This window comes from Exiguobacterium sp. 8H (genome assembly GCF_902506255.1).
In the GTDB taxonomy this organism is placed as follows: domain Bacteria; phylum Bacillota; class Bacilli; order Exiguobacteriales; family Exiguobacteriaceae; genus Exiguobacterium; species Exiguobacterium profundum.
Genome location: NZ_LR733429.1, coordinates 1,467,711 through 1,492,213 on the forward strand (window position 1 = coordinate 1,467,711; position 24,503 = coordinate 1,492,213).

Here is a 24,503-nt window from a genome sequence, read left to right on the forward strand (position 1 = left end):
CCCTAAACAATTTGTTCACGATTACGGCGGCGTGTCAGTTCATGCTCATCGATGAATAGACGCATCTTCGCTTGCCGCTCACGTATCAGTTTTTTTGCTTCTGCGATGCCTGTCTCATCGCGTAATTGTTCCATCATCCGTAACTCTCGTTTTGCGGCCCGTATCTCCCGCTCGATAGCCCGTTGACGTTGAGTGAGCTTGTACAGTTCCTCACTTTCCTTTTTGTCATATGGCTCGTATCGCTTGATGGACTTCCCTTGTACATATGGGTACATGACATGCCGACAGTTGATTCCTGTCACAATACCAGTGATCGACCCGTAGGACGTCTCACTCAAAGACGGATAACGTCGACTGTTCCCACTCCTACTGTAAATCTTTCCTTGATACGGAATATGTGACGGTCTAGACCCGGCGTGTGAGCTGATCTCGACCAAGTCGATGTCGTAGTCGTCCATCCGTGCTTCTTGAACTTTAGCAGCGGTCTGAGCGGAAATGGCACGCGTCATCATCGGCATGTATCCCTCGACGGACCATTTCTTCCCCGCCTTGTCGACGAGGGCAGTCACGCCCTGAGAGGCGAGCTGTCGTGCAGCGGTACGTAATGCCTGATCGTGCGTCTTCGCTCCTGTCAGCACTTCGGCAGTCACTTTGGAGACGATATCTCGCGCCGCCTGTGTCGACGTGGCAAGCATCGTCGAGTTCATCAGGTTCAGCGTGTCTTGTGCATTCGATTCAAAGAGTAGGATGGTTTCGAGAATCCGGTTCGACTCACTGATTGCCGGTACAGGCAGATCGGGTAATGCTTCCCGTATGCCTGGTTCGATTTCTTCAGCAGACATCATCCCGACTTCGTTCAACCATTGCTTGACCGCTTCCGGTGTCTTTCGCGATGTCTTGGCGATCAATCGTATCTGTTCATCATTCAAACGGCCGAGCAATTGCAACCGCTCGACCTGCCAGTTGATGACATTGTCCGAGGTGATGACTTTATTTGTTGCCAATAACCGTCCAATCTTCGTCAGCATCTCACGCTCTAATTCGAGATAGAGCTCGTTGACGAACAAACTAGATTGGTCATACTGGGTCGGTGTCGGCATCGTCTAGTCCCTCCCCGATTCCGCTCATGAGCGGGTCACGTGTCATGACAGCCCGTTCTTCCTCTTGGATACGTCGCAACTTCTCACGCGCCGCTTCTTCGTCCAGACGATCGAGAAGCATGATTGCATCCAATTTTGATTGTAGCCCCGCCCCGACTCGTAGGATTTGGAGCTCCGTTGTCGCTTTCTTGTCCTCGGCGATTGAGTCATCAAACGCGACGTTGATCTCATAGTCACCAGGTGGTGGGATGAGTCCCGCTGCCGTCGCGACATCCAGAATCATGGCGACGATATCTCTTATGAACGGTTCGATACTGTTGACCTCGTTTGTCTGCTTCGTGCGATACGTCTTGGACTTCTCGCTGATGATTTCTGTTGCTGTCTTGACGGATTGTCCATCAAACGTAAACGTCCCTGAGCTAAACCCAATCTGCGCACTCAATGTTTCCAGTAGCCCATTGATTGCTGACAAGTGTTCTTCGACTCGTAAGCTAAAATCAATTTCTTTGATAGGAGTATCAGTATCTCCAAAGTTTAGCGGCGTATAGACGGACGTATCGGCATTAAATCGGGTGACCAGTTGGCCCTTTTCGTCCACGGTCTCTAACACCTGTTCACTAGCAAGGATGCGTTTCTTCCCCATCGAAAACTCATTTTCGAAGCTGTCGAATACATAGTCGATGGTGTGTATGGTATCAATCGCATTGGCGAAAAGACTGATACCGAGCGGACTGGTGATATCCACGTTGTTCTTCGTCGCCGGTTTCGTGTAAGCGAACAAAGGATTCTTCAATCCCTGTATGCTGATGACCGCCTCGACGTCCGCGTATCGTGGAACAGAGTCGAGTGAGACTTCAATCCCGATGTCATCCTTATCGTTACGGTCCGCCTTATAGAGACGGTTCCGAATCGTATACAGTTTTTGGTCACCGACTTTCTCCCAAACGTGCCACCGTAGCAAGCGATAGCGTTCATTTCCTTGAACGAAATCGTCAGATATGATCACGGCTTCTGATACTTTCCCGCTCGAATCCCATGCGATAGGATAGAAGCTGTTCGCATGAATATAGTTGAGCCGAACCGCGCCACCTTCGACGTACGCCTCGACGGCCACACCGCCCGTCGCATACATCACTTCGAAATGTTCCTGCATCCGCGTTCCGAACTTGTTCATTTTGAACGTCTCGTCGATGAACGATTGAATCCGCTCGTCCGAGATGTTCAGCACGAACTTCTCGTTGAATGTGAGCTGTGCCATCTCTTGTGCAATCAATTTCGGTAGGTTCAATGTTCTCAGTACGCGTGCGGACTTTCCATCTTCTTGGACTTTCCAGACAAGTTTTGGACGTGATGACCAGCTAAAGCTCTCGACATTCCCTTGATACAGGCAGAGCCAGCGATCAATTGCTTGATACATCTCATCGCTGACAGTGGTCCCTTGAATATCTGTGACCTTTGCGATCCCTTTGATGAATCCCATGCTATGCAACACCCCCTTTATGCGACTCCAGAGCGTTTTGAACATCCTTACACCCCTCTCGCGACATATCGTTTATAAAAATAGTTATTGGCATATCTCGCCTCATCTAGCGCGTGGTTCCAATCGTCAATCGGCTTCCCGTTCTTGTCTCGAACGTACATGCCCAGCTCACGGATCAGATTGTCGTGGTCATATCGTTCGTCCGAACGTTCGACCAAACAAAAAAGGCCGTCCGATATCGCGTTCTGTAAACGCTCAATCCCGACCTCGATTCCTTTCGAGCTACCTTTGATGTCCCTTGCGTTATTGTCTGCCTTCTCCGTCGGTCTCCCGATCAACCTCAATTCTTCACGTAACGAGCGACAAGCCGGGTCCACATAGATACGTGTATAGTTCATGCTGAACTGGTCCGTGCACCATCGGATGAATTCGTCGATGTCTCTTGCATACTCTGACATGGCGCGCGCTTGTTTCGTCTCCTTCCCGCTGTGATAGAAGTGGGCGACACGGTTCAGCTTATAGACGTACTTCCCGTCCGCTCCTCGACTCTCTGTGACGATGTTACAGCTACAGGATGTCGCGTCGCTCTGTCCGCCGTCAGCGGTAAAATACATCTCGACCGGTCTTCCTTCAAGATGAGGTTTGATATGGTCCGTCATCGAGAACATCGCGTAAATGACACCTTCCGGCATGACACGTTTTCCTTCCCAATCCCGGGCAAACAAGTATGGATTTTTTGAAAGCGTATCGTAAATTTCTTTCTTACGTTCCTCAGTCAAAATTGGATTGTCGTGTATCGTCCAATGCGTCCAGCGTGTCTTTTGAACCTCAAATACCTCTTTGATAATCGGATGGTTCGGAGCGGGCGGGTTCAAGTCAGCCAGATGATAACGATTCTTTGCTGCAAAGGTTCGTCGAAAACACTCTTGGATCATATCTATGTGTAATAAGTTGATTTCTAAGAACACGACCGATCCGAGAGACATACCTGTAATGGCCTTGTGACTGTCGCTTTTCCCGCCACCTTTATAGAATATTTTCCGTATTCCTTTCGGCGTTCTGATTTGTAGATGATCGCCGTTCTCGTCATGACTGACTTTCGCGTATCGACCAAAGATATTTTTCAACCCGAACCCGTCACCTTCGATGAAAAGGCGATACGCTTGTTCCTGGTTATATCCGACCAGCAGATGGTTCTCATCTTCTGTCTCCAGATAAAAGCGTGCCATTCGAAAAATACCCGCTGTCGTCTTGCCAGATCGAGGCGTCTACGTACCTTCACTCACTTCCAGCGTGACATCAAAAGGCAGTTTGATTAAACGTTTCTGTTTCTCGCCAAAAATGATTGAAGACATGTGACCACCCCCCTAATCTTCCATAGTGATTCTCATCAATTCTTTCAGCAATCCTAGATCATCGTTATCTGATTTGAGCAACTCCAATTTCGCTTTAAGGTATTCATTTTGGAGCTTAGATTGCTCGTAGATGTTCATCAACGTGTTCAGTTCTTTAACTGAGGCGATGAATGCGTTACTATTCGCTTGGCGTACACCTTGAGAAAGGATGTCCTCCTTCGCTTGCTCCATCATGAAATAAAGGCTATCAACGGACTTCTCAAGCGTCCAGATTGAGTCCTTACGTGCCTCCTGCATCAACTCGTCGTACCTTACCTTTACCTTACCGCTTTTCAATAATTCAGAAGCCTTAACGTCTACAACACTATCTTTCATCTTGCTGTTCGGATAGGCGTCACGATAAGCGGCCCGTTGGCTCATGCCAGATACGACATTCAGGACGAACTTCTCCTGTTTGGCTGTCAGTTTATTCACGGCATGTTCACCACCATCCTTCCCGTTTTGTCATCTCAATCGCAAGGGGCTGAAACAGGAGGGGAAGGAGGCTGTCCGCACGGCTCATGTCTGCCAGCCCCTCACGATTCAAACGACAAAAAAGACGCCCCTAAGGAGCGCCTCTCTGCGTTAGATTGTTTTGTTGGTCTTGCCTATATTACTCACTATACACGGGATTCCGGACAAAACTCTTCTGAAATCCTTCTGTTTTCCTTCTGTTTTTTACCTGGTGTTTTCGCTTTTCCGTTTTTGCTTTGTCCGATATGCAATTAGATATCTCATATAAATTATGAATACCACCAATATGGTTGTGCGTGTAACCACGTGTGATAAAAACTGATTATCTGTATATACACAGTATTGATAAAAAACTAGGACTATCAGAGTAAACAATATGTCTTTTGGCTCCAAATATGGATTAAAAAACTTTTTTATTGTCCTTTCCCAAAAAGACATTTTATTGCCACCTTACATTCCTGACAAACTTCACTTTCCAATTCATAGTCGCAGCGTAAAATAAATCAAATCTTATTCCATGTCGTACCATTTGCAATGGAACTCCTACTATCGCTGCGACAGTGCCAAGTAAATGTTTAGCATTAGCAATACCCAACATAGTCAAGGCTCCTCCTGTAGATGTAAGTGTGTATTTTGAGAGGTACACTCTTATACCCCAAAAATAAAATTTAAGCTTAGTCACTCCAACTCCAAATGGAGTTATTTCATATGGATCAACAACTATAATGCTATTGTCAGTTTCATCAACTTCAGTGAGGTAATCCTCAACCGAAATATCACGTAACAAATTATTTGCAACAGTGACATTTTCCTGAATGATTGAATAATTCTCATTTCCAAGCAAATCTGTCATTTCATTTTCATTAGTAATCTCAAATCCTTCCTCCGTACTACTAATAAAGGCCTCCGCCTGAACTTGAGCTACTGGATCAAGTTGATCTACAGGTACATCTGGTTTTTCTGTCGAGAGATCCACCTCTGTCGCATAAGAAATCGGATACGCACCTTCCTGCATCACTGCAGTCACGCGGACATAGTATTTGTTCGAGGTCGAATAGTTTAACCCACCATTCTTCTCATACGCCTTTTGATATAACGCTTGCGGATTCACCGCAAAATCTGTCCCAGTGCCATCACGTCTGAAATCGACTTGACCAGCTTCCAACTGTTCTGCAGTAGGGAACATTCCTTTGCCGGCTGTTGAGAAATAAGGTTGGTCGGCTGGAGTATCCCAATAACTGTGGTAGGACCCGTTGAATAGAATTACTTGATACTTCTCAGCACCTTCCACTTCATCCCATTCAACATACAGGCTCCCTTTTCCGTCCTCCATCAAATATGGTTCAACATAAGGCTTTTCCATCTGCGGATAGTCCGGATTCACGGCCATCGGCATAATCATAGGTGGTGCGGGTAACGCCTCGTACGTGTTGCTCTCTTCCGCCTGTGCTTTCGGCGGGATTCCCGCGAATAGCGAGATGACCATCGTCAACGTCACGACGACGGCGAGTGCTTTGTTCCAAGTCTTGTACATATGTAATTCCCCTTCCTTGGGATGATCATCCATTCGGATGTCCAAAATATTATACAAGGAAAGGGATAAAATGGTTGTTCAAAAACGGAACAGTCAGAATTCTTTTTTGAAACCGCTACCAGAGACGGAACACATCGGCGATCTGCCCTCTGAGACCGTCCAGTGCCTTATAATACCGCTCGTTCCCCCAACCTAGACGGTCGATGACATGAGTGTCGCGGACGAAGCGTCGGTTATACTTCTCGTCCCACACCGTGAGCTCGTCTTGCGAGAGATAGAAGCGGATCGCATGGAGCTTCCCGAACTCGTTCTTGAGTACGACCAACTCCTTCTTCGCCTGTTTGACCGCATAATCATGGTGTTGCTGCTCCTTCATCGGGTGCGGGTTGTTCTGGACCTCGCTAGGGGTGTAATTCACGACCAAAGAGGACGGCGGTAGATACTCCGGTCCTCCGTTGATCGTCTCCTCCGCCTGCTGGATGAGCAACGGCAAACGATAATAGCGTTGCAAGAGCTCATCCACGCGCTTCCGCAGGCGTTTGTCATCCTTGACGCGCGTCTCGGTCCACTTCATCTGTTCCATCGCATGCACGCTCCTTTTTACTGGTTATCCGCGTTGTTCCAAGTCCTTTTCCGTGAAGAGCTTGTCTTGCCCAGCGATTTTCATCCCATGGAATCGTTTAACGCTGTAATTGACCTTAAATGGAACTCTGTAATTCGAATCTTCTAGAATTTTCGTGAATTCTGCTTTTTCTTCAACGGTTAAATTGTTTAAGTGATCAAAGAACTCTTTATGGTCCTCATCTCCGATAACAACATGATCATATAACAATCCTTGTTCGGTCATCGCCTTAGCTAATTTCTCAGATTTTTTGAATTGTTCTACAACCGCTTTTAAGTGTTCACTCATTTCTTTCTCGACGTACCAGTGCTTTTTAAACACTTCATGAAGGGCTAATGGATTGGCGAACTCCGCATCGTCTTGAACGATATTATGCTGATCAACGCAAACATATAAGAACGGGTGGTTTACGTGTTCTGATAACTGATATCCTACTCCAGTTTCATCGTAGATACGTTCATTATTGAGTAATCGTTCTAACGCCACACGTCCGATAGTTTTTTCATGATTATTCATATTCTTTTCCTCCTGTGTAGTAAGGTTTAAAATTTTCGTGGAAATTGGGATTATCACTTCTCCCGTATCCAAACTTAAGTTTTCGTATCCTGTATCTAGATTGGGGAAAGATTGCGCCATCCAATGTCCATACGAATCTTTGAGAATATCATCATTCGACAAACTCGATATTTCCTTTTCTTTTGACTCTATTTTTTTCGCCCACTCTTCGACTTCTTTTTCAATACTTTTTTTATCAAGAGTCGAATATGTTTTTGTTTCATCCTTTCCTCGTTTCCCTACGCTTCTCTTAATCATTTTGGCGAATTCCTTAACATGTTCCTGTTTCAGTTCCATCCACTTTGGTTTTGTCATTGTGTCGTCTCCTCGTCACAAATAGCTACGCTTGTTTTCATTCCGTAGATTGTCCCCTCCTCGGGTACGTCCTCGATTGGTATACACTTATTCAAATCCTTCGGCGAAGGTGTGTAGTGATGCAACTGATCAGCGGGGGAAATTACCCTAGAAGGCTTCCCCCTGAAGGTGTGATGAGCTTTCACAACCATCACTCGTTCTGGGTCAAACCCAACCTTTAACCAAGGCTGTTCAATTTGTTCAAGTTCGTCATCGTAGTAAGCCCCCACCCACTCATTCGGGCGTTCTCGCATCGCTTGTCGCACATCGAAGGGTTTAGGGATGTACCATTGGATACGGAAAACATCTTCTAGTGAGACGTCTACACCTTCCGTATATACACCCCAATTCATCATTACGTTTTTCGTTTGCTTGTCAATATAACAAGCTTCACCTTTGGCGGTAAATATTTTTTGACCCTCAGCAAGTAAAATTAAAGCTTTTTCTCCGTCAATCTTCTCGAATTTGCTCATATCCATATTGATCCGCCCCCTATTCATCGGTCATTAGTTGTAGTGCACTTCATTTCCATATTCGTCTGTTTCTACTTCCCAACCGCATTTGCATGAACGATAGAACTTCTCCTCTTCCACGATCAACTTTCCTGCGCCATTCCCAACCTTGTTGCTACCACACACTGGGCATTCGTTGTACTTCTGTATCAATTCCAACGTTCTCATCGCGTTCATATGATCCACGCTCCTATCATTCGCTCGTCTGTAGTTCGATGTCCGGGATGATTTGCTCTGGGCGGAAGAGAACCTTGTAATGGAAGGCGTCTTCGTATTTGGCGTCCGTCTGTTCGACAAAATAGCTGACGTTGTCACTGAGTCCTAAGAAATGCTTCTTGTATTCCTCCTTGCCAGTCTTGCAGGATACCTCAAGTTGCTTGCCGTCTTCGTAAATCGAGCAAAGCCCTTCGATGGTAAGGAGATAGTTGTCTGTGATGCCGTTGAAGAACACGACGCGTCGCTCCACCTCGAATGAATCCGCTGACTTGGACAGGTTGTCGGATACCACATCCGCCTCTGTACATCCCGCAAGAATGACCGTGAGTAATGTGATAGCAATGATTGAACGTAATGATTTTTTCAATGTTATTCCTCCTTAAAACATCCACATAATCAGTTTGACTGTCGCTGCCGTTAGCAATCCGAGTCCGAGTATAAACAGGTAAATCGCAATCCATTTTCCAGCACGATCTATGTTCAGTTCTTTCGACGTTTTGTTTTTAAAATCCATTCCCTTCACTCCCCAATTCATAGTTTAATAAGACAAATACGCCAAGATGAGCGCCGTGAGGACTGAACTGACGACTCCGATAATTATCCAAATCATCTGAAACATAAGTTCGCGCTTGTTGTGCCTATACGGTAGCAACCGAAGAACTATTATCACCAAAATTCCCAAGCCTGCCATGATCCATTCACTTGAGAATGCCGAGACAACAGTAAATGTGAACAGCGCGATAAACATTAAAAACTTTATAGCATCACTCGCTTTTTTCATGTTTTTTGGTTTCTCCACTTCTCCGCCTCCCTAATCTCAAACTCAACCTTACTTGCCCCATAGCAATCACGGACCACAACCCATTCGTGCATGAGCTCGACCATATACGCAAACCCTCCTGAGCCGTAATATTCGCCGTTCAGATAAAGGCGGTATGGTTTGTTGCCTTCGAGTTGCGCCGGCCACCCTATGCCGATGACAGATTCTAGTTCTTTAATCTTAGACTCGAGCCTTGCGTTCTCACCAATCAATTCGATGTTCTCAGTCGAAAGGGCATGCATCTTATCGATACTTTTATCGATGTAGTCTGTTGCGATGTCTCGCATCTCGGTATACGCCTTCACGATTTCGTCTTGTGTATGCGTGGGTAACAAGGCGATTCTATGTTTCAACTGTTCGAGCGTCATTCTTCTGCCCCTTTCATTCGATCTCTCTGTCTCATCCGTCTTCGGAACAAGCGGTTCTTGGCTTGTTTGTTAGACTTATGTTCTGCCCGACATGCCCCGCACGAGCAATACCAGCCGAACCCTTTAGAGGCGATGTGTCGCAACTCCTTGCGTCTCACTTCCTCGCCCCCTTCTTCGGTATCCCGAGTTTCTTAGCCAATAGCCGACGTACTTCTTTGTTGTACGCGAGCTTCTCCTCGAATGTGAGCCGGATGATATGAGGCACGAGTTCTTGAAGCTCACGTTGCGCCTTAGAGCGCTCCTTCTCGTTCTTCGCGCGTCTCAATGCGCGCTCATGCTTTACCTTTCGTCGGGCCAACAGTTCTGTATTCACGTCGTTCCCATCCTTCCTTGACGAGTTTTTGGATTTCGTGTTGCTCGCCGGCCGGGATGAAGAGGGTACAGCGGTGCCCCTCGTCCATCCGTGTCAGCCACTCTTCGCGCGTTCCCTTATAGCGAATGCGTTGCTTTTTCCGTGCCATGGTTGATCACCCGTTCCCATCCACCGCGCAAGAGCTCGGTGATTGCCTGCGTCATCTCTGCCTGGACCGGTTCGTCACTGCCTGCGAGGAGGTAGTAGCAGCGGTCGCTAACGTAGATACGTCGTCCGCTGTGGTGATGGAACCAGGTGGCTTTTCCGGTGCGTCTGTGCCTCGCTATGGCTTCGACGATGACGTCCCGATACTCGTAGTACCGTTTCGCGTCTTGAAGCGATGTGGCCCATTTTTGAGCGTGCATGCTCATTCTCCTTTCATCATTCGCACTCCTCAATCTTTTGAGAGCTATATGTGACCGCCACGTTTCTTTCATAGAAAAATTCTTTATCACAATTCTCGCAATAGTCCCTATCTGAATCGGCCCTCTCCCACGAATCACCCGGAGCATAACCGCAATAAGGGCATGTGATTTCTTCTGTATATTCAGCGTCAATTTTCATTCCTCAGCCTCCTCAATCGGATAACCCCCACGGATCGGCAACACAAGGATTTCAATTTTCCCTTTGTCCTCGAAAAGAATTGGCCGCAAAGCTCCGTGTAACCGTATCTGAATCTCTTGAGTCTCCATCTTTGAGAAAACCTCCATCGTGTCACGGATGAATTCTGCATTTACTGCAATCGGTTCGAATCCTGGTTTGAGGACGGATGCAGGCAGTTTCATACTTACATCTAGACCGGCTAAAGTTACATTCACGTAGTCTTGTTTGAAATGAAGATGGACCGGCTTATTCGAATCCGTACGTTGACCGACTTTCATTGTTCTCAATGTGTTATTGATCGAACGGAACAATTGGAGCCATAACATGATTTGCTCTTTCGAGAGTGTGACGACATGTTCATAGCCTGTGTTTTCAAATAGCTTAGGTAGTTCCGGAAAATCACCAGTCGCGATATTGAATGTCTTCGGATGAACTAAATAATCTTTCTCGAACCCATGGATGTCGTGGAACATGATAGCCCGGTGTGAGTCCGTCGCTTCCATCCGCCCATCGTTTGTATGATGCACGTAGTTCAAAACCGGTCTGATTTCATTTTTCGTTGTGAACTTTCGAGAAAGTTCTAGAGCTGTGCTGTATAAGTTTCCGTGTACAAAATTCAACATGTCGCCGTGTCTCCTTTTCGTTCAGTAATGTTTAGTGCTTCGAACAATCCATCTTCGAATTCTGTTTTTACCTCAGGGTGTCCAAGACTGTTAAAACAGTCCCGGCACAAATCCTCGATTTCTCCAAAGATGTTTGGTTGCTGTACTTCTGCCTTTTGCCCACACTTGCACGTCATCGTTTTGCCTCCTGAAACGGTTCGATTGGGTAATTCCAAGCCGTAAGTTCGTAACCTTCGATATCTTCTATTCGGATAGTCATTTGTTTCAGACGATTTCCTAACACGATGAATTCCGCAACTTTCGCCATTTCTTCCAGTCTATTTAATGCATCAACGTCACGTATAAATGATTCAAATGATTCTTCGTCTTTGATCAAGCCTGGTTCGGTTTCACTCGACTTCCTTTTTGGATAACGTAGCTCTAATTTCTCTCCACTTTTCAAATAAACATTGAGTTTCATCCTGTCGCCTCCCTTGTGCCTCTTAGCTCTCGCAACTGCCTCATGAGCTCCTCATCCGTTGGGACGTCACTCATCAGTTCCTCGGTCTTCTGCTTCTCGTAGATCCGTTGTTCCTGCTCGTCCTTCTCCAGCCAGTCGGGTACCTTCTGATGGGTTGAGGTGTTCCCGGTCCGTTGCTTCTTCTGTTGGACGAGACGTTCATATCCTTCGAGCGTTTTCACGTTGTGCTCGTTTTCGAGTTTACGGAGAATGCCTGCAGCATAATCCCAGCGCTTTGCTTTCTCGACGGCAACGTTGATTGCCTCCATGATGAGTTCAGCCTCGAATCCCTTGTCGAGGAACTTCTCCATCGCAGTCACGACAGTGGCAGGAATATTTCCATATTGATTCTGATAATGGTTCACCAGACTTTCAGAGAGAGTCTCTCTCTCAGTTAAGTCATTATTAGTTAAATCATTATTAGTACTATTATTATTAGTAGTGGCGGGTTTACCGCTGCGGGTTATCCGTTGCGGGTTATCCGTTGCGGTAAATCCGCAATGGATAGGATGCTCATAAACAGTGATGTTGTGATGCATGATCCTCCCCTTTTCGTCTCGAATCTCTTCCTGCGTGATATATCCTTTTGATTCAAGCTCTTTAAGAGCCGTACGAATGGAATCCTTACCATCTGTGAAATGTCTAGTTAATTCTGATTTGTATAGAATCCAATCGTTCGGCAGACTCAGAATATACGCCAACAATCCTTTAGCTTTCGCTGATAGTGACGGGCTTTGCAAAAAACCTTTATCCATCATCACGAAGTTACTTTCTTTCCGGACACGGTTGATACGTCCCTGTCCCATCTCACTCACTCCATTTCTCATAACGCTGGTACTCTGCCGACAACTCCTCCATCAGGTCGTGGATGTCCTCGTTGGAACGGGCATAGAAGACCATCGTCTCCGGACGCCCGTCCCTCAGGTAGTGGAGACGCAGCCACATCAGAACGGGAGATCATCTTTCGTCACAGGTGGCGGTTCGCTTGGTTCGGGTTCCGGTTCAATCACTTCAGCTTCCTGCTCGACCGGCTCCGGCTCGGCATACGTGGCGTCGATGACCGCCTGACTCGTCACTGTCGATTCACGTACACGAGAGATGCTATTGTCCGTGTTGATGAGCTCAGCGAGGTGTTGGACGTTCCCGTCATCCCGTTCGATGGATAGTGGTGCCGTCTTGAGAAGTCGAATGATGACCGTCTTCTTCGCCATCTCGACGAAATGTTCTATCCACGTACCGGTTACCTTACCTTCGTGTTTTGATTTCGTGAACCGGTCCCGATGCATTTCAATCTGCTCCCTATTCATCACAACGAAATCATTTCCGCCGTCCTTGAGGTGATAGACCGCATAGACATGAGTCACCTTGTCCGGATTTGATTCACCACAAGGGATATGATGCAAATCCTTGTTGAGTCCATATGAATAGTCGAATTCGTCTCCTTCATAGACCTCGTGGGCATAAATCTGTTTCAATTCGCCCGAACGTCTAGATAAATCGATGGCCCCTTTATATCCGATTTGGAACTGTGCCTCCATCTTCTTCGTCTTTCTGTTGTAGAACGGTATGATATAGGCGTGCCCAATAAGGTTTGGCTCCAGACCGAGGGCCGCACAGTTAACGATGGCGCCAATCAATGTCGCCTGGTCACAGTCGAACAGCTTCGGGTTCCTTGTCGCCGCGTTGATGGCCAACCGTGCCAATCGCTCCGGTGTGACGTGCTTTGGAACAAGAGACTGGATCGCTTTATAGTTGTCGTTGATGAGTGCCTTCAGCATCTTCTCGGGATGTTGTGTCTGAGCCGGTGCCTGTGATGCACGGTTCGCGAGTTGATTTTTTACGTCTGCTACTTTTGCCATGCTTATTTAGCCTCCTTGATTGCGAAACGTCGTGTCGGCTTCCCGACTTTGACGAATTTGGTATAGATGTCAGGGTGCTCGGCTCGTAATGCCTTGCTGTCGAGCATCTCGCGTGCCTTCACCGTCTTCCATTCGACGAGATGACTCTGTGCGAGACCAATCTCAGCCTCCCCAACTAATGCCTTTAGCTTGTTCTCCGCCTCTGCCTTCTGCTTCTTGTACAGATCAAGTTGCTCACTCGCATTGTGATACTGTTCAATCAGTGGTTCAGCATCGTCAGGAAGCTCGATTTCTGCCCCTGTCTCTCCGACTGGATAAAGTGCCTTCAAGAAGCCTGTCGAGGCATCTGAGCCGTCAATATCAGGCGCGTTCCCTGTCATGACATGGTTCTCCCAGAAGTCTTTCTCGATGGCGATCAAGTTCTCGATAACGTCCTCGTCACGTTCAATTCGTTTGTAGACGAACTTGTTTCCACCAATCTTGACGGCAAACCATACAGCTTCTGCGCCTGTCACAGCGAGATAGTGCATCCCTTGGATGTAGTATTCTTGCGGAAGATCATCACCCTCCCACTCGCCTTTCAGATATTCACTTGCAATCTTGCATTCCAAGATTTCGTTCGTCCCTACGACTCGGCGGTCAATATTGGCAATCATCCAAGGGTGATCTTTGTGGGCCATCATGCGGTTATCACGCCGAACCTTCAATTTTGTACGTAAGGAGAATTCAGCTGCTACAGCCGCCTCATCCTTTGTCCCGAAGTATGCCGCCTCGCTCCCACTGATGAAGGCGCCATCCTCATCCGTTTCGAAAATTTCGTCTGCTTCGACCTGCCCGGTCTTCTCTAGGAACAACATGAATGGAGATTTATACTTGTTGAGTCCGACGACGGCAGAAGCATCACTGCCGCCAATTCCTTTCTTGCGTAGCTCCAACCACTCTTGGCGAGTCATGGTGCTTGTGTTTGCGATTGTGACCATCGTCATCATTCAGCCTCCTCAATCTCACGGATATAGTCCTGCTCTTCCTCCCACGACATCATCTCGTCGTGTTCACGTTCCACCTCGTAATAAGGCGACATGCTACCGATCAGATAACCCCTCATTTCATCCCCTCCTGTTCCGTTTGATAGATTCGGTCCATCCGTAAGAGATACAGCCCTTCGGACATCCGTTTTGAACGTGCCAATGAAATCAGCGCGAACTCGACGGCTCTTTCCCAGTCGACAAAACGGTAATGTTTTGCAAAATCAACGCTAGAAAGTGTTAAAGCACAGCGACACAACTTGTCGACATCTCGCAACTCGGACATACATGTGATATACTGTTTCCAAATATCAAATTTTCTCAGTTGTTCCTCGTCGATAAAGACCAGGGACACTAGGTGATCGACTCCCGAGCGACCATGTGCTAGATGACGCTTGATGATTTCGATCTCCACGTCGTGTATGATATCCTGCATGACATGTATTCTCCTTTCGGGACCGGACTTGCCACCGGTCTTTTTTATTTCACTTTTTCTGCCTTCTCATCCTCACAAGGTACAAACTTCATGCCCGGATTAAGAATGCTCATGACCTCGCATGTCTTTTCCGCTGGGATATACAAAGGCTTGCTCGTGTCAACTTCTGTACCGTCCTTACGAAATTCTCGAAATGTGTACCCCAAGGCTTCAAAATTATCTTTCTTCCGTCCCATATTCCTCAACCTCCCCACCACTTTCAGCAGTCTCTGCACAAATCCACATCGCCTTACATACCTCGTCAATGTCCGCTACGTTCATCAAGACAGATGCACGTTCGCCTAATTCATCATCAACAATCATCTCGAGATAACCTTTTTCTTCAAAGTTGATAAAGCGTACTTCCGTACCACTATGCGTTTTCACTTGCACCTCGCTAGCCTTCGTGAGTGACGGGTGCATCACAATTGTATGCGGTTTCATACTTTGACCTCCTAATCTGCTATTTTTGAAATTTATTTACCAAATGTTGTGCTAGCCTCCCAGTGAAGGGAGGTGAGAGTATGAGTAAATACGGTTATAATCCAAATCCGGCTGAACATGGAAAGCATGAAATTCACACATATGCCTGTTCGCATAAGCCTGATGAGATGGTTGAAATCCCTGGCGCAACCAGCCCTGAAGAAGCTCTAGAAAACGCGAAGTTTTTAGATGCATTTTCGGTCAAACCTTACAAAAAAGAATTTGACGGTTGTGGTTTCTGTTGCAAAGAAATTCATAAGGAAAAAAATCGAAATCAGTGATTTAGTCAGCCTCTGTTCCAGCAGGGGCTTTCTGTTGGAGTGCCTCATTCAGTGTTGCTAACGGTAATTCGATAATGATTCTTTCATTCTCGTCATTTGAGACAACCGATACTTTTAAACGACGAGCGTTATTTGAATTCTTAAGCGTCAAACGATTAGCCTCTAACAACAAATCTTTAATTTCGGTAATCATTGCCGTTTGTTGATCAAGTCGCTTGATCCGTCGCCGCTCATATTCTTCAATGGTATCTGTCACCTTAGTCAACATTTGGAGAGCATGCCGCCATGGAATGTCCATCTCTTTGATGGACTCGACCAACCCATCAACACGTTCACGCTCTTCCTCCTCGATTTCCTGTCGACTTCGTTGCCAACTTTTCAACTTTCCACCTGTCAATTCTTGATTCAATTGTTCACTCATTCCGCTTCCTCCTCAGTCTTGATTGATGATAACGATTGCCGGTCCGGAAATTACTTCTTGCTCCGCACCTTCAAACAAAATCACTTTTGAATCAACATCCACAACACGAGTTCGAACTCCGGTGCGCTTAGCTAACTCCTCACTCAAATCTTTGGTGGATACGTTCGTTAAATCAGTTTTGATGTTCGTCATTTTTCATTCTCCTTTTGTTCGATCCGTTTTTTATTTTCCTCGCCTTTATTTTCCATTTATAAAGTAGAATCATAATTAGAAGGGAGGTGAAAACATGAAAAACAAATATAATTTAGGAAGCAAATCTGATATGAGAAAATTTTCAAGAGACCTGGAGAAACAATTAAGAGAAAAAACAATTCATGCAGTGCAAAACAAATCCTACGATATTGAATGTCCGCACTGTAAATCTCTTATCTCAATCAAACCAGGCAAACAAAGATGTCCAGTTTGTAACGAAGAAATCAACTTCACCTTAAACATCAAGGATTAGTTTTTTTAACCAAACGAACTTCTAACGTGTAATCGGTCGTTGCTTCAATCAGATTATTTGCAGAATCTAACAGTCTAGCAATCGATTCAATTACATCTATTTTTTTGACTAAATTATCTGAAGCCTCTGTTCCAGCAGGGGCTTTTTGTTGTTCACTCATTCCGCTTCCTCCTGGGGTTTCAATGTGTAGCCTTCGACTGAGAGGACTTCCCATGTCTTCGGGTCAATCTTCGCCTTCATGTAGATGTCGTGACTTGGATTGGCTTTAGCTAAACTTTCTACACGTATTCCGTCTTCGAATTGAAAGTTGATAGGTACTTTAGCGTCACCTTCACCGATGAAAGATCCCTTGTAATTTCCGGTCACGAATACCCTATACGTTTGGGTCGGAATTCTCCGCTTTCGCATAGCCATTTTTATTTCTTGTTCAAACATCGCTAGTGCTAAAAGTATTAACACCGTTAATACAAACACTAATAATACAACGTCCTTGTATCCCATCCCCGTGCCTCCTTTCGGGTCATCACACGCTAACCAGTTGATACTCCTCACGCAACTTGTTGAAGAAGTATTCCTGACCCTTGCCTGTGATCCGTGGCGTGAACTTGATCTCTGTGCCTTCTGTGCGAACGATTGGACGCTCGATGAGCTCTAGCACTCCCATTTCAACGTAGCGCTGATACGGTCTGTTGTTTCGCATGAGGTACCCACGATGTCGCATCCACTGAAACAAACGCTTCTCTCCGATGGAAAGTCCTTGCTTACTGATGACCTTCGCGAAGTCCCGAATCAAAATGCCTCGCTTGTCGTTCGCAATCGTGTTCGCGAATTCGACGAGGGGTTGCTGTTCAACGATGATTCGTTCAGCTTCCAATCGTTTCTCCTGCTCGTCTTTCAAGTTCTGAGCCAGCTTGATAATCGTGTCCGGATTCAGCAACACCTCCTCGATTTTGTCCGGCGTCATATATGCGCCGTGCTTACGGATCGATGGGAGGACTTCCGACGTCACCCACTTTCGGAATCGCTTAGCCTGTGGTTTGCGACTGTCCAAGATGACGTCGTATAGTCCGTCCTCGTTGATGACTGTCATTAACTTAGCTCCGGTTGCAGTTTGGAACACCTCATTTGTAATGAGGTGTTCCTCAAGTCGAACTTTCACCTGACTAGGATTACCAATTTCGAGTACCTTACATACATCTGATAAAACAAATAAAGGATTATCTGATGTTCCGGCAATTCGCACGTTCTGACCTTCAAACGTCTTAACCAACTGATTCATGGTGCGCCTCCTATAATTATTTGTGCAAAAACCTAAAGTGCAATTAAATTGCAATCATCTCTAAAAAAAATAACCTCTTTTATATCTAATCCCACGATTTCAGCGAACTGGTAGGCTGTATCTACGCGAAACTTCGATTCGTAATTTTCGATGTTTCTATACCCATTCAAGGATAAGCCTAGTTTATCAGCCACTTCTTGTTGCTTCAGTCCGGCCATAAGTCGCGCTTGTCTCATGGTAAAACGTCTCACTTGTTTCACCTCCTTGACATCATAATAATCAATTAAATTGCAATAGTCAACACTTAATTGCAATTTAATTATACAAAATAGTTCTTTGTTCTTTTTTAATAATGATTGAATTACATTTTGGTGCAATTGATTTATAATTAATTGTCGGTTAGGAGGTGAAAGAAGTGTATAAAGATGAGGAATTGAAAGATAGCATCGGAAGTAGGATCAAAGAGAAACGGCTACAATACAATTTGACACAAGGCGAGTTAGCCGAAAAGTTAGGTGTTGGCACAACTACCGTATCGGCATGGGAAAAAGGTAGGGCTGCCCCTAGAATGGGTAAAGTCGCCGAAATCGCAGAATTTTTTAAATTACCAACTAGTTATTTCGTGTCAGATAATAAGTATACCGCCCACGGTCAAGGCCCCCCCCTCCCCCCGGAGGCGATCACGAACATTGGAGTAGCCAAGCATAAGATTCCTGTGTATGGAAGTATATCTGCTGGAGTTCCGCTAGAGGCTATCGAGAATCTGACCGATACAGAGATTGGTGATCGACTGGTCAACAAGTATGGGAAAGATAAATTGTTTGGTCTTATTGTTCGTGGAGATTCGATGAATAAAATAATCCCTGATGGTTTTTACGCCATTCTTGCAAAAACAGATCGTGTAGAATCAGGTGAAGTCGCCGCAGTCATTTGCAACGGTAACGACGCAACATTAAAACGCGTGGCAATACTAGAGGATGGAATCGTCCTTCAACCGAGTAGTACAAACCCAGAATACAAGTCCCAGATGTTTATCAACGAAGCCGCCGAAGACGTTCGAGTCATTGGTAAGCTCGTAGCCGTCATGTCGCCACCGGATTTCAAGTTCTAAAAAACAATAGTAGCGCAAACAAAAAAACCACCCGAGAGGGTGGTTTTTGAGTACAATCATTATTCAAATAGAAATAGCGATTCTAGTTAACTTTATCAACGAAAGATTCAATTTTTTCATTAACTTCTTGCATCTTCATTGCTCCTTCTTCCATTTGGGTCATATCATAAGTTTTTCCGCCACTTACAAATAAATCAACTGCATGAAGAGTTGTAGTAATTATGTCTTGATAATCTTTTTTGACATCCTGTTTCGATTTTGGGGCTTCTAAATTATTAGCACTAGTTAACATGCGGTTAAGCATAGCAATCATTTCATCAGTTGATTTTCTGTACTCGCTTGTATTCATCAATTGAGGATTATCACCCACAAAAATGAAAAACTCACTAATCAATTTAAGTCCTTTTGCATATTCTTGAACCTGTAATTCGAGTTGTTCATCAAACATGTTCTCTTTTAAGGCAATCTCCTCTTTTTCTTTCTTTCTCTTTTCTTGATCTGCCTTCTTTTTCTCTGCCTGCTCCCGCTCTTTATCTTTTTTCTCTTTTTCGATTGTCTCCAACCGCTTCTGTTCTTCCTTTTCAGCCTTAGCTTTATCCTTCTCAAGTTCTTCTAACCGCTTCTGTTCTTCCTTTTCAGTCTGTTCTTGCTCTAATTTATCGTCTTCAGAATTTTCTTTATTTTTCTTCTCACTGTCATCCACTTTTTTAGTAGTCGATTCATTCGCCTCAGTTTCTGCAGTTGTAGATTCTTTTACACTAGTATTCCCAGCGTTTGATTCTCCAAATATATTATCAATTAATGCAATCACACATATGACAGTGATAATGATCCGTACTACTTTGTTGAATTTTTTATACTTCCACATTAGATACAATCCGACAGGGAAAATAAAAATCAACATTAGGATAATAAACCATGTTCTTTCATAAAAACTCACCATGAACGCCTCCTAAGAATTATATGTAAAACTCATAGTATTGTAAGTGAAATTCCATTCCAAATGTTTTCAAATATGGATTGATACAACGTTAATCACTGAATTCAGAGTGGCGCCAATGTTACTACTAACTATGAACCAATTCCTTAGAATCCACCCGCCCATCAACCAAGATAATTCGCAAATGGTATGTCGACTTTTCCTCGATAGCATATGTGAGAATTTTATAGAGTTTCTCGTCTATTTCATATTGGGTGGAACTATGAACCTTACCGAGAACCGATACCACTTCATCCTCGCTCATCCCATAACCAACTTTCTCTAATTTCTTATTCGCATCGTTTTCTAAGGCGACAATTTCTCGTTCTTCTCTGATCTCGCCTGATACCCATTGGATACATGTAATAAGACACACGATTAATAATCCCGCTCCCAAAACCGTGATAATCGGATTTTTGACAAAACTGTCCTTTGAAAATCTCATCTGAGTTGACCTCCACTTATATAAATTAGTTCAGCATTCAATTTTACTCGATAGAATTCAACATGAATTTCAATAATGAGATGCTCTGAATATCGAATTTGAAACGCTTCCACTTAATTTAACGAACTATTGTTCTTGTTTTCGAGATGGAATATAGTGATAGTGAGAAGGAGGCGATTGCTATGATTCAGAAACGGGCCGCGCTCTACGTACGGGTATCGACCCAGGAACAAGCGAATGAAGGTTACTCGGTGGAAGCACAGCAAGAGAAGCTAGAAGCGTATGCAAAGGCGAGAGGATATATTATTCAGGGTATTTACATTGATCCGGGTTACTCAGGTGCTAATACAGAACGCCCAGCTTTACAAAAGCTAATCAGAGCGATTGAATCAAACGATGTTGATATCGTGACAGTCTATAAACTAGATCGATTAAGTCGCTCACAAAAGGACACCCTGCATCTGATCGAGGATGTCTTGCTAAAAAACAAGGTAGACTTTGTGAGTATGAACGAATCCTTCGACACGTCTACGCCATTCGGCAGAGCAATGATTGGTATTCTCTCGGTATTTGCTCAATTGGAACGAGAACAGATCAAGGAACGCTCTTTGATGGGTAGAGAACAACGAGCCAAGGCAGGCTTGTATCACGGGGGCGGTGCTAAGCGTGTGGTCTTTGGGTATGACTATATTGACGGTGAGTTAATTATCAATCCTATTGAGGCGCAGTGCGTGAAAGAGATTTATCGGGAGTATTTGAATGGGAAAGGTGTCAAACAGATTTTTGATTATATCGGTCTTAAATATCCTGGTGTCCTTAAGTACGAATCCACATGTCGGAAGGTACTATCGAACCCTATTTACTACGGGATGCTGACGTTCAAGGACAAACTATATCCGGGACTTCATAAGACGTTGATCACTAAAGAAGACTTCGACATGGTCCAATCGATGATGAAGAAGAAGACGAGCAAGACGAACCCTTTTGCGAGAAGCTATCTCCTGTCTGGACTCACTTACTGTGGACAATGTGGGTCACGTGTGGCCGGACGAACTGGAGCCAAACGTAAGGATGGTACCTACGCACGATACTATCGTTGCTACGCGAGTCAAAAGTCTGCTGCCACTCACATGAAAGCTGTTGAACACTGCTCCCAATGTGAAATTCGAAAAGACATCCTCGAAGAGTATGTCATTGACCGGATCAAGTCTCTTACTCCACATAACGTAGAATCAGAGAGTATTAAGAACGGTCGAAGTAACCCCAATAACGATATCGAGAATTTGAGGAAACAGCTTAGTGCAGTTAACGAACAAATCAGTAAGCTCATTGACTTATACAGCCTAGGAAAAATCGAGTACGGAATGATTGGAGAAAAAGTAGGACACCTGCAACTGAAAAAACAGGCAATCGAGGAAGCGTTAGGAGAATTAGAACTAGAGGATTACTCTATAGACTTAGATAAAATTAAAAACACGGTGGCTAAGCTCCCCTATTTTGACTGGGAGAACTCGACCACCGATGAAAAACGTATGCTAATTGCATCACTTGTTGAGCGCGTCACCATTAAGGACAGAGAAATGAGCCTTAAGTGGGACTTTTAATTATATCTTTTCCATGTACGATACAGTTTCTATATGCGCCGTATGTGGGAACATGTCGACCGGTGTCACTTCCATCAATCTATAGCCACGGTCGGCGAGGTAACGCATATCGCGCGCTTGTGTTGCGACGTTACAGGAGACGTATACGATTCGCTTCGGTCCCATCTCGACCATCGTCTCGAGGAACGACTCGGCACATCCTTTACGTGGTGGGTCGACGACGATGACGTCCGGATTCACGCCATCTTTCTTCCACTGTGGAAGCACATCTTCCGCTGCACCACATGCGTACGTCACATTATCGATCTCATTGACGAGCGCATTCTGTTTCGCATCCTCAATCGCTTCCGGTACGACTTCAACACCGTACACATGCGCTGCTTTCCGAGCAAGGAACAGACTGATCGTCCCGATGCCGCAATAGGCATCGACGACTTGTTCCGTACCTGACAGTTGTGCGTACTCCAGCGCTTTCCCGTACAACTTCTCCGTTTGGACCGGGTTGACTTGGAAGAACGAGTGCGGAGAAATCGTGAATGTGAGTCCTGCGATTTTATCCTCAATCGTCTCATGACCATAGAGCAACTTGTTCGTCGCTCCGAGGATGACGTTCGTCTTGTCCGGGTTGACGTTTTGCATGATCGATGTCACGTCTGGGAGACGCTCGACGATATCGGCGACGATCTCATTCACGCCTTTTAATTTCGTCGTCTTCGTGATAAGGACGATCATGAGTTCACCCGAATGGTACCCGTAACGGGCCATGACGTGACGGATGACCCCACGTCCTGTCTTCTCGTCATACGCCGGCACACCGCGAGCATCCAACACATCACGGACGACTTGGATCGCCTGATCATTGCGCTCATCTTGAATCAAACATTCGCTCATCTCGACGATATCATGGGAACGAGGACGATAGAAGCCTGAAACGAGACGGTCTCCTTCTTGTTTGAACGGGACTTGCGCCTTGTTGCGGTAGCGCCAAGGTTCTGGCATCCCGATCGTGTCATGGACCGGCACGTCGAACTGACCAAGACGCTTGAGCGCATCGACGACACGTTCTCGTTTCTGGCGAAGTTGTCCTTCATAACTGAAGTGTTGCAGCTGACAGCCGCCACACTGATAAAAAATCGGGCACGGTGGCTCGACGCGGTCGGCGCTCGCTTCTTTCACGTTCAACAATCGGGCGAACCCATACTGCTTGTTCGTCTTCGTCACGACGATTTCGACCGTCTCACCCGGTAACGCGTTCGGGACGAACAGCGTATAGCCGTCGACACGTGCCACACCCGCCCCTTCATGGGTCAAGTCGTGGACGTGGACGTCGAGACGATCATTCTTTTTCACTGGTAGCATACGAATGCTCCTTCCATTGCAAATAGGAATGACAGATGTCGTCATTCCTATCTTTTCACTCTGCTTTATCGAGCGAAACATTGAACAATTGCTTGATCATCTGTTCGCGTTCATATTGTGCATTCAAATCTTCCATCTCGCGAATTCGGGCGTTCGGTGCGAGCACCGTCAAGTGACGGAATAAGTTCCGCATTTCACCTGTGCATTCCCCGCCGTACTCACCGTCGATGTTGAGACTCATCGGCTCGGTCGTCTTCATCCGGACGCGGCTCGTCTTCACATGCTCGACGAGTGAGCTTGATAAGTGCTCACCCCGAAGGAGTAAACGGACGACATGGATGAATTCGAACAAGTTACATTTCCGTAAAATGAACAGATCGAACAACCCGTCATTCAACGACGCATGTGGTGAGATTTTTTCAAATCCACCGACCGAGTTCGAGTTCGATGTGAGGAAGACCATGACCTCGCCTTGGAACGTTCCTTCATCGTGTTCGAGCTCGATATACGTCGGTTTGATGAGAGGCAGTTTCTCCATCCCTTTCACGTAATAGGCGAGCTGTCCGAGTGCTGTCTTCAACTTCGATGGCACCTCATACGAGAGCTCGGTCATGATGCCGCCACCGGCGATATTGATGAAATAGTGGATGTCACCTTTCTCGCCTTCGATTTCCCCAAGGTCGACCGGCATCTCGAATCCGTCACAGATGACGTCGAGTGCACCGACCACACTTAGTGGGATCCGCATCGCCCGGGCAAAGTCGTTCGTCGTCCCGACCGGAATGAGTCCGATTGTCGGACGATTCTCTAGCGGGGCGAGCCCCGAGATGACTTCGTTCAATGTCCCGTCTCCGCCTGCGGCGATGATGAGGTCGAACTCGGCCGCTGAGGCCCGTTTTGCTTCGAGCGTGGCATCACCAATCGCTTTCGTCGCATACGTCGACGTCTCATAACCCGCATCCTCGAGGCGGTTCAAAATGTACGGGAGTTCCCGTTTGATCACTTCTTTACCAGATGTCGGGTTATAAATGACCCGCGCACGTTTCCGTTGCATATTGATTCTCTCCCCTATGCTCAACTCGAGCGAAAAGCGAGACACAAGTGTCTCGCC

39 protein-coding genes and 1 pseudogene are annotated in these 24,503 nt (G+C 45.9%); 4 read left to right on the top strand and 36 right to left on the bottom strand.

Annotated features, from left to right (window positions below; translation table 11 throughout):
* Positions 1-2 precede the first annotated feature (2 nt).
* The 26 genes and pseudogenes from GVY43_RS07545 to GVY43_RS07665 form a co-directional block, all read right to left on the bottom strand.
* Complete coding sequence (locus tag GVY43_RS07545; protein WP_159562738.1) at positions 3-1,100, bottom strand: phage minor capsid protein; 1,098 nt, start codon at positions 1,098-1,100, stop codon at positions 3-5.
* Positions 1,078-2,580, bottom strand: coding sequence for a phage portal protein (locus GVY43_RS07550; RefSeq protein WP_159562739.1), 1,503 nt, complete (start codon positions 2,578-2,580; stop codon positions 1,078-1,080). The genes GVY43_RS07545 and GVY43_RS07550 overlap by 23 nt, the downstream gene beginning before the upstream one ends.
* 47 nt (positions 2,581-2,627) lie before the next feature.
* Positions 2,628-3,935: pseudogene (locus GVY43_RS07555) on the bottom strand (PBSX family phage terminase large subunit).
* A 12-nt stretch (positions 3,936-3,947) separates the two neighbouring features.
* Positions 3,948-4,409, bottom strand: coding sequence for a terminase small subunit (locus GVY43_RS07560; RefSeq protein WP_159562740.1), 462 nt, complete (start codon positions 4,407-4,409; stop codon positions 3,948-3,950).
* Positions 4,410-4,887: 478 nt separating this feature from the next.
* Complete coding sequence (locus GVY43_RS07565) at positions 4,888-5,982, bottom strand: hypothetical protein (RefSeq protein ID WP_159562741.1); 1,095 nt, start codon at positions 5,980-5,982, stop codon at positions 4,888-4,890.
* Positions 5,983-6,097: 115 nt separating this feature from the next.
* On the bottom strand, positions 6,098-6,565 hold the full coding sequence (locus GVY43_RS07570; protein WP_159562742.1) for a hypothetical protein: 468 nt from the start codon (positions 6,563-6,565) through the stop codon (positions 6,098-6,100).
* A 24-nt stretch (positions 6,566-6,589) separates the two neighbouring features.
* The gene (locus GVY43_RS07575) at positions 6,590-7,474 is read right to left on the bottom strand and encodes a hypothetical protein (protein ID WP_159562743.1); all 885 of its coding nucleotides are present in this window, start codon (positions 7,472-7,474) and stop codon (positions 6,590-6,592) included.
* Complete coding sequence (locus GVY43_RS07580; RefSeq protein ID WP_159562744.1) at positions 7,471-7,992, bottom strand: hypothetical protein; 522 nt, start codon at positions 7,990-7,992, stop codon at positions 7,471-7,473. Before GVY43_RS07580 ends, GVY43_RS07575 begins: the two co-directional genes overlap by 4 nt.
* Before the next feature lie 27 nt (positions 7,993-8,019).
* Positions 8,020-8,202 carry a DUF3797 domain-containing protein gene (locus GVY43_RS07585; protein ID WP_159562745.1) on the bottom strand — a complete coding sequence of 61 codons (183 nt, stop codon included), beginning with the start codon at positions 8,200-8,202 and terminating at the stop codon, positions 8,020-8,022.
* A gap of 16 nt (positions 8,203-8,218) precedes the next feature.
* Positions 8,219-8,608: a hypothetical protein gene (locus tag GVY43_RS07590; RefSeq protein WP_159562746.1), complete on the bottom strand. Its 390-nt coding sequence runs from the start codon at positions 8,606-8,608 to the stop codon at positions 8,219-8,221.
* 12 nt (positions 8,609-8,620) lie between these two features.
* Positions 8,621-8,755 carry a hypothetical protein gene (locus GVY43_RS16090; RefSeq protein ID WP_256369428.1) on the bottom strand — a complete coding sequence of 45 codons (135 nt, stop codon included), beginning with the start codon at positions 8,753-8,755 and terminating at the stop codon, positions 8,621-8,623.
* Positions 8,756-9,018: 263 nt separating this feature from the next.
* Positions 9,019-9,429, bottom strand: a complete 411-nt coding sequence (locus tag GVY43_RS07595; protein ID WP_159562747.1) for a hypothetical protein — start codon at positions 9,427-9,429, stop codon at positions 9,019-9,021.
* The gene (locus GVY43_RS07600; protein WP_159562748.1) at positions 9,426-9,587 is read right to left on the bottom strand and encodes a hypothetical protein; all 162 of its coding nucleotides are present in this window, start codon (positions 9,585-9,587) and stop codon (positions 9,426-9,428) included. The genes GVY43_RS07595 and GVY43_RS07600 overlap by 4 nt, the downstream gene beginning before the upstream one ends.
* Positions 9,584-9,802: a hypothetical protein gene (locus GVY43_RS07605; RefSeq protein ID WP_159562749.1), complete on the bottom strand. Its 219-nt coding sequence runs from the start codon at positions 9,800-9,802 to the stop codon at positions 9,584-9,586. Before GVY43_RS07605 ends, GVY43_RS07600 begins: the two co-directional genes overlap by 4 nt.
* A complete protein-coding gene (locus tag GVY43_RS07610) occupies positions 9,762-9,950 on the bottom strand; it encodes a hypothetical protein (RefSeq protein WP_159562750.1) in 189 nt (62 codons plus the stop codon). The genes GVY43_RS07605 and GVY43_RS07610 overlap by 41 nt, the downstream gene beginning before the upstream one ends.
* Positions 9,919-10,206 carry a hypothetical protein gene (locus tag GVY43_RS07615; RefSeq protein ID WP_159562751.1) on the bottom strand — a complete coding sequence of 96 codons (288 nt, stop codon included), beginning with the start codon at positions 10,204-10,206 and terminating at the stop codon, positions 9,919-9,921. Before GVY43_RS07615 ends, GVY43_RS07610 begins: the two co-directional genes overlap by 32 nt.
* A 16-nt stretch (positions 10,207-10,222) precedes the next feature.
* On the bottom strand, positions 10,223-10,405 hold the full coding sequence (locus GVY43_RS07620) for a hypothetical protein (protein WP_159562752.1): 183 nt from the start codon (positions 10,403-10,405) through the stop codon (positions 10,223-10,225).
* A complete protein-coding gene (locus GVY43_RS07625) occupies positions 10,402-11,067 on the bottom strand; it encodes a hypothetical protein (RefSeq protein WP_159562753.1) in 666 nt (221 codons plus the stop codon). Before GVY43_RS07625 ends, GVY43_RS07620 begins: the two co-directional genes overlap by 4 nt.
* The gene (locus GVY43_RS07630; RefSeq protein WP_159562754.1) at positions 11,061-11,243 is read right to left on the bottom strand and encodes a hypothetical protein; all 183 of its coding nucleotides are present in this window, start codon (positions 11,241-11,243) and stop codon (positions 11,061-11,063) included. Before GVY43_RS07630 ends, GVY43_RS07625 begins: the two co-directional genes overlap by 7 nt.
* The gene (locus GVY43_RS07635; protein ID WP_159562755.1) at positions 11,240-11,527 is read right to left on the bottom strand and encodes a hypothetical protein; all 288 of its coding nucleotides are present in this window, start codon (positions 11,525-11,527) and stop codon (positions 11,240-11,242) included. Before GVY43_RS07635 ends, GVY43_RS07630 begins: the two co-directional genes overlap by 4 nt.
* Positions 11,524-12,372 carry a helix-turn-helix domain-containing protein gene (locus GVY43_RS07640; protein ID WP_159562756.1) on the bottom strand — a complete coding sequence of 283 codons (849 nt, stop codon included), beginning with the start codon at positions 12,370-12,372 and terminating at the stop codon, positions 11,524-11,526. Before GVY43_RS07640 ends, GVY43_RS07635 begins: the two co-directional genes overlap by 4 nt.
* Positions 12,373-12,510: 138 nt before the next feature.
* Positions 12,511-13,425 carry a recombinase RecT gene (locus tag GVY43_RS07645; protein ID WP_159562757.1) on the bottom strand — a complete coding sequence of 305 codons (915 nt, stop codon included), beginning with the start codon at positions 13,423-13,425 and terminating at the stop codon, positions 12,511-12,513.
* A gap of 2 nt (positions 13,426-13,427) precedes the next feature.
* Positions 13,428-14,411, bottom strand: coding sequence for a YqaJ viral recombinase family protein (locus tag GVY43_RS07650; RefSeq protein WP_159562758.1), 984 nt, complete (start codon positions 14,409-14,411; stop codon positions 13,428-13,430).
* A gap of 115 nt (positions 14,412-14,526) precedes the next feature.
* Positions 14,527-14,886, bottom strand: coding sequence for a hypothetical protein (locus tag GVY43_RS07655; protein WP_159562759.1), 360 nt, complete (start codon positions 14,884-14,886; stop codon positions 14,527-14,529).
* Between the two features lie 44 nt (positions 14,887-14,930).
* Positions 14,931-15,122, bottom strand: coding sequence for a hypothetical protein (locus GVY43_RS07660; RefSeq protein WP_159562760.1), 192 nt, complete (start codon positions 15,120-15,122; stop codon positions 14,931-14,933).
* Positions 15,103-15,369 carry a hypothetical protein gene (locus tag GVY43_RS07665; protein WP_159562761.1) on the bottom strand — a complete coding sequence of 89 codons (267 nt, stop codon included), beginning with the start codon at positions 15,367-15,369 and terminating at the stop codon, positions 15,103-15,105. The genes GVY43_RS07660 and GVY43_RS07665 overlap by 20 nt, the downstream gene beginning before the upstream one ends.
* Before the next feature lie 80 nt (positions 15,370-15,449).
* Here GVY43_RS07665 and GVY43_RS07670 point away from each other — a divergent pair, with 80 nt between their 5' ends.
* Positions 15,450-15,689: a hypothetical protein gene (locus tag GVY43_RS07670; RefSeq protein WP_159562762.1), complete on the top strand. Its 240-nt coding sequence runs from the start codon at positions 15,450-15,452 to the stop codon at positions 15,687-15,689.
* A gap of 1 nt (position 15,690) precedes the next feature.
* On the opposite strand, the gene GVY43_RS07675 is transcribed toward GVY43_RS07670, so the two are convergent.
* Positions 15,691-16,110, bottom strand: a complete 420-nt coding sequence (locus GVY43_RS07675; protein WP_159562763.1) for a hypothetical protein — start codon at positions 16,108-16,110, stop codon at positions 15,691-15,693.
* Positions 16,111-16,122: 12 nt separating this feature from the next.
* The gene (locus tag GVY43_RS07680) at positions 16,123-16,302 is read right to left on the bottom strand and encodes a BC1881 family protein (protein WP_159562764.1); all 180 of its coding nucleotides are present in this window, start codon (positions 16,300-16,302) and stop codon (positions 16,123-16,125) included.
* Between the two features lie 94 nt (positions 16,303-16,396).
* Between GVY43_RS07680 and GVY43_RS07685 the strand changes: the two genes are divergently transcribed.
* The gene (locus GVY43_RS07685; protein WP_159562765.1) at positions 16,397-16,615 is read left to right on the top strand and encodes a hypothetical protein; all 219 of its coding nucleotides are present in this window, start codon (positions 16,397-16,399) and stop codon (positions 16,613-16,615) included.
* Here the strand turns inward: GVY43_RS07685 and GVY43_RS07690 are convergent.
* Genes GVY43_RS07690 through GVY43_RS07705 form a run of 4 tightly spaced genes read right to left on the bottom strand, consistent with a single transcriptional unit; the run spans position 16,605 to position 18,145 of the window.
* Entirely contained in the window at positions 16,605-16,775 is a 171-nt protein-coding gene (locus GVY43_RS07690) for a hypothetical protein (protein WP_159562766.1), read from the bottom strand. The two genes, GVY43_RS07685 and GVY43_RS07690, sit on opposite strands and share 11 nt — an antisense overlap.
* On the bottom strand, positions 16,772-17,116 hold the full coding sequence (locus GVY43_RS07695; RefSeq protein ID WP_159562767.1) for a hypothetical protein: 345 nt from the start codon (positions 17,114-17,116) through the stop codon (positions 16,772-16,774). The genes GVY43_RS07690 and GVY43_RS07695 overlap by 4 nt, the downstream gene beginning before the upstream one ends.
* A 22-nt stretch (positions 17,117-17,138) precedes the next feature.
* A complete protein-coding gene (locus tag GVY43_RS07700; protein WP_159562768.1) occupies positions 17,139-17,894 on the bottom strand; it encodes a phage antirepressor KilAC domain-containing protein in 756 nt (251 codons plus the stop codon).
* 32 nt (positions 17,895-17,926) lie between these two features.
* The gene (locus GVY43_RS07705) at positions 17,927-18,145 is read right to left on the bottom strand and encodes a helix-turn-helix transcriptional regulator (RefSeq protein WP_201302249.1); all 219 of its coding nucleotides are present in this window, start codon (positions 18,143-18,145) and stop codon (positions 17,927-17,929) included.
* A 164-nt stretch (positions 18,146-18,309) separates the two neighbouring features.
* On the opposite strand from GVY43_RS07705, the gene GVY43_RS07710 reads away from it, so the two are divergent.
* Entirely contained in the window at positions 18,310-19,005 is a 696-nt protein-coding gene (locus GVY43_RS07710; protein ID WP_159562769.1) for a LexA family transcriptional regulator, read from the top strand.
* A gap of 82 nt (positions 19,006-19,087) precedes the next feature.
* Here GVY43_RS07710 and GVY43_RS07715 read toward each other — a convergent pair whose 3' ends face one another.
* Entirely contained in the window at positions 19,088-19,945 is an 858-nt protein-coding gene (locus GVY43_RS07715) for an O-antigen polymerase (protein WP_159562770.1), read from the bottom strand.
* Between the two features lie 127 nt (positions 19,946-20,072).
* Positions 20,073-20,429: a hypothetical protein gene (locus GVY43_RS07720; RefSeq protein WP_159562771.1), complete on the bottom strand. Its 357-nt coding sequence runs from the start codon at positions 20,427-20,429 to the stop codon at positions 20,073-20,075.
* A 182-nt stretch (positions 20,430-20,611) separates the two neighbouring features.
* On the opposite strand from GVY43_RS07720, the gene GVY43_RS07725 reads away from it, so the two are divergent.
* Positions 20,612-22,033: a recombinase family protein gene (locus tag GVY43_RS07725; RefSeq protein WP_159562772.1), complete on the top strand. Its 1,422-nt coding sequence runs from the start codon at positions 20,612-20,614 to the stop codon at positions 22,031-22,033.
* Here GVY43_RS07725 and rlmD read toward each other — a convergent pair whose 3' ends face one another.
* On the bottom strand, positions 22,034-23,392 hold the full coding sequence (rlmD, locus tag GVY43_RS07730) for a 23S rRNA (uracil(1939)-C(5))-methyltransferase RlmD (protein WP_159562773.1): 1,359 nt from the start codon (positions 23,390-23,392) through the stop codon (positions 22,034-22,036).
* 55 nt (positions 23,393-23,447) lie between these two features.
* Positions 23,448-24,446 (bottom strand): diacylglycerol kinase, encoded by a 999-nt coding sequence (locus GVY43_RS07735; RefSeq protein ID WP_012727038.1) that lies wholly within the window; start codon positions 24,444-24,446, stop codon positions 23,448-23,450.
* Positions 24,447-24,503 lie beyond the last annotated feature (57 nt).

What these genes read in the sequence shown, in the direction of transcription:
- GVY43_RS07545 (WP_159562738.1), bottom strand. Translation starts at nt 1,100, where the DNA reads ATGCCGACACCGACCCAGTATGACCAATCTAGTTTGTTCGTCAACGAG.
- GVY43_RS07550 (WP_159562739.1), bottom strand. Translation starts at nt 2,580, where the DNA reads ATGGGATTCATCAAAGGGATCGCAAAGGTCACAGATATTCAAGGGACC.
- GVY43_RS07565 (WP_159562741.1), bottom strand. Translation starts at nt 5,982, where the DNA reads ATGTACAAGACTTGGAACAAAGCACTCGCCGTCGTCGTGACGTTGACG.
- GVY43_RS07570 (WP_159562742.1), bottom strand. Translation starts at nt 6,565, where the DNA reads ATGGAACAGATGAAGTGGACCGAGACGCGCGTCAAGGATGACAAACGC.
- GVY43_RS07575 (WP_159562743.1), bottom strand. Translation starts at nt 7,474, where the DNA reads ATGACAAAACCAAAGTGGATGGAACTGAAACAGGAACATGTTAAGGAA.
- GVY43_RS07580 (WP_159562744.1), bottom strand. Translation starts at nt 7,992, where the DNA reads ATGGATATGAGCAAATTCGAGAAGATTGACGGAGAAAAAGCTTTAATT.
- GVY43_RS07585 (WP_159562745.1), bottom strand. Translation starts at nt 8,202, where the DNA reads ATGAACGCGATGAGAACGTTGGAATTGATACAGAAGTACAACGAATGC.
- GVY43_RS16090 (WP_256369428.1), bottom strand. Translation starts at nt 8,755, where the DNA reads ATGGATTTTAAAAACAAAACGTCGAAAGAACTGAACATAGATCGTGCT.
- GVY43_RS07595 (WP_159562747.1), bottom strand. Translation starts at nt 9,429, where the DNA reads ATGACGCTCGAACAGTTGAAACATAGAATCGCCTTGTTACCCACGCAT.
- GVY43_RS07610 (WP_159562750.1), bottom strand. Translation starts at nt 9,950, where the DNA reads ATGGCACGGAAAAAGCAACGCATTCGCTATAAGGGAACGCGCGAAGAG.
- GVY43_RS07615 (WP_159562751.1), bottom strand. Translation starts at nt 10,206, where the DNA reads ATGCACGCTCAAAAATGGGCCACATCGCTTCAAGACGCGAAACGGTAC.
- GVY43_RS07620 (WP_159562752.1), bottom strand. Translation starts at nt 10,405, where the DNA reads ATGAAAATTGACGCTGAATATACAGAAGAAATCACATGCCCTTATTGC.
- GVY43_RS07625 (WP_159562753.1), bottom strand. Translation starts at nt 11,067, where the DNA reads ATGTTGAATTTTGTACACGGAAACTTATACAGCACAGCTCTAGAACTT.
- GVY43_RS07630 (WP_159562754.1), bottom strand. Translation starts at nt 11,243, where the DNA reads ATGACGTGCAAGTGTGGGCAAAAGGCAGAAGTACAGCAACCAAACATC.
- GVY43_RS07635 (WP_159562755.1), bottom strand. Translation starts at nt 11,527, where the DNA reads ATGAAACTCAATGTTTATTTGAAAAGTGGAGAGAAATTAGAGCTACGT.
- GVY43_RS07640 (WP_159562756.1), bottom strand. Translation starts at nt 12,372, where the DNA reads ATGGGACAGGGACGTATCAACCGTGTCCGGAAAGAAAGTAACTTCGTG.
- GVY43_RS07645 (WP_159562757.1), bottom strand. Translation starts at nt 13,425, where the DNA reads ATGGCAAAAGTAGCAGACGTAAAAAATCAACTCGCGAACCGTGCATCA.
- GVY43_RS07650 (WP_159562758.1), bottom strand. Translation starts at nt 14,411, where the DNA reads ATGACGATGGTCACAATCGCAAACACAAGCACCATGACTCGCCAAGAG.
- GVY43_RS07655 (WP_159562759.1), bottom strand. Translation starts at nt 14,886, where the DNA reads ATGCAGGATATCATACACGACGTGGAGATCGAAATCATCAAGCGTCAT.
- GVY43_RS07660 (WP_159562760.1), bottom strand. Translation starts at nt 15,122, where the DNA reads ATGGGACGGAAGAAAGATAATTTTGAAGCCTTGGGGTACACATTTCGA.
- GVY43_RS07665 (WP_159562761.1), bottom strand. Translation starts at nt 15,369, where the DNA reads ATGAAACCGCATACAATTGTGATGCACCCGTCACTCACGAAGGCTAGC.
- GVY43_RS07670 (WP_159562762.1), top strand. Translation starts at nt 15,450, where the DNA reads ATGAGTAAATACGGTTATAATCCAAATCCGGCTGAACATGGAAAGCAT.
- GVY43_RS07675 (WP_159562763.1), bottom strand. Translation starts at nt 16,110, where the DNA reads ATGAGTGAACAATTGAATCAAGAATTGACAGGTGGAAAGTTGAAAAGT.
- GVY43_RS07680 (WP_159562764.1), bottom strand. Translation starts at nt 16,302, where the DNA reads ATGACGAACATCAAAACTGATTTAACGAACGTATCCACCAAAGATTTG.
- GVY43_RS07685 (WP_159562765.1), top strand. Translation starts at nt 16,397, where the DNA reads ATGAAAAACAAATATAATTTAGGAAGCAAATCTGATATGAGAAAATTT.
- GVY43_RS07690 (WP_159562766.1), bottom strand. Translation starts at nt 16,775, where the DNA reads ATGAGTGAACAACAAAAAGCCCCTGCTGGAACAGAGGCTTCAGATAAT.
- GVY43_RS07695 (WP_159562767.1), bottom strand. Translation starts at nt 17,116, where the DNA reads ATGGGATACAAGGACGTTGTATTATTAGTGTTTGTATTAACGGTGTTA.
- GVY43_RS07700 (WP_159562768.1), bottom strand. Translation starts at nt 17,894, where the DNA reads ATGAATCAGTTGGTTAAGACGTTTGAAGGTCAGAACGTGCGAATTGCC.
- GVY43_RS07720 (WP_159562771.1), bottom strand. Translation starts at nt 20,429, where the DNA reads ATGAGATTTTCAAAGGACAGTTTTGTCAAAAATCCGATTATCACGGTT.
- GVY43_RS07725 (WP_159562772.1), top strand. Translation starts at nt 20,612, where the DNA reads ATGATTCAGAAACGGGCCGCGCTCTACGTACGGGTATCGACCCAGGAA.
- rlmD (WP_159562773.1), bottom strand. Translation starts at nt 23,392, where the DNA reads ATGCTACCAGTGAAAAAGAATGATCGTCTCGACGTCCACGTCCACGAC.
- GVY43_RS07735 (WP_012727038.1), bottom strand. Translation starts at nt 24,446, where the DNA reads ATGCAACGGAAACGTGCGCGGGTCATTTATAACCCGACATCTGGTAAA.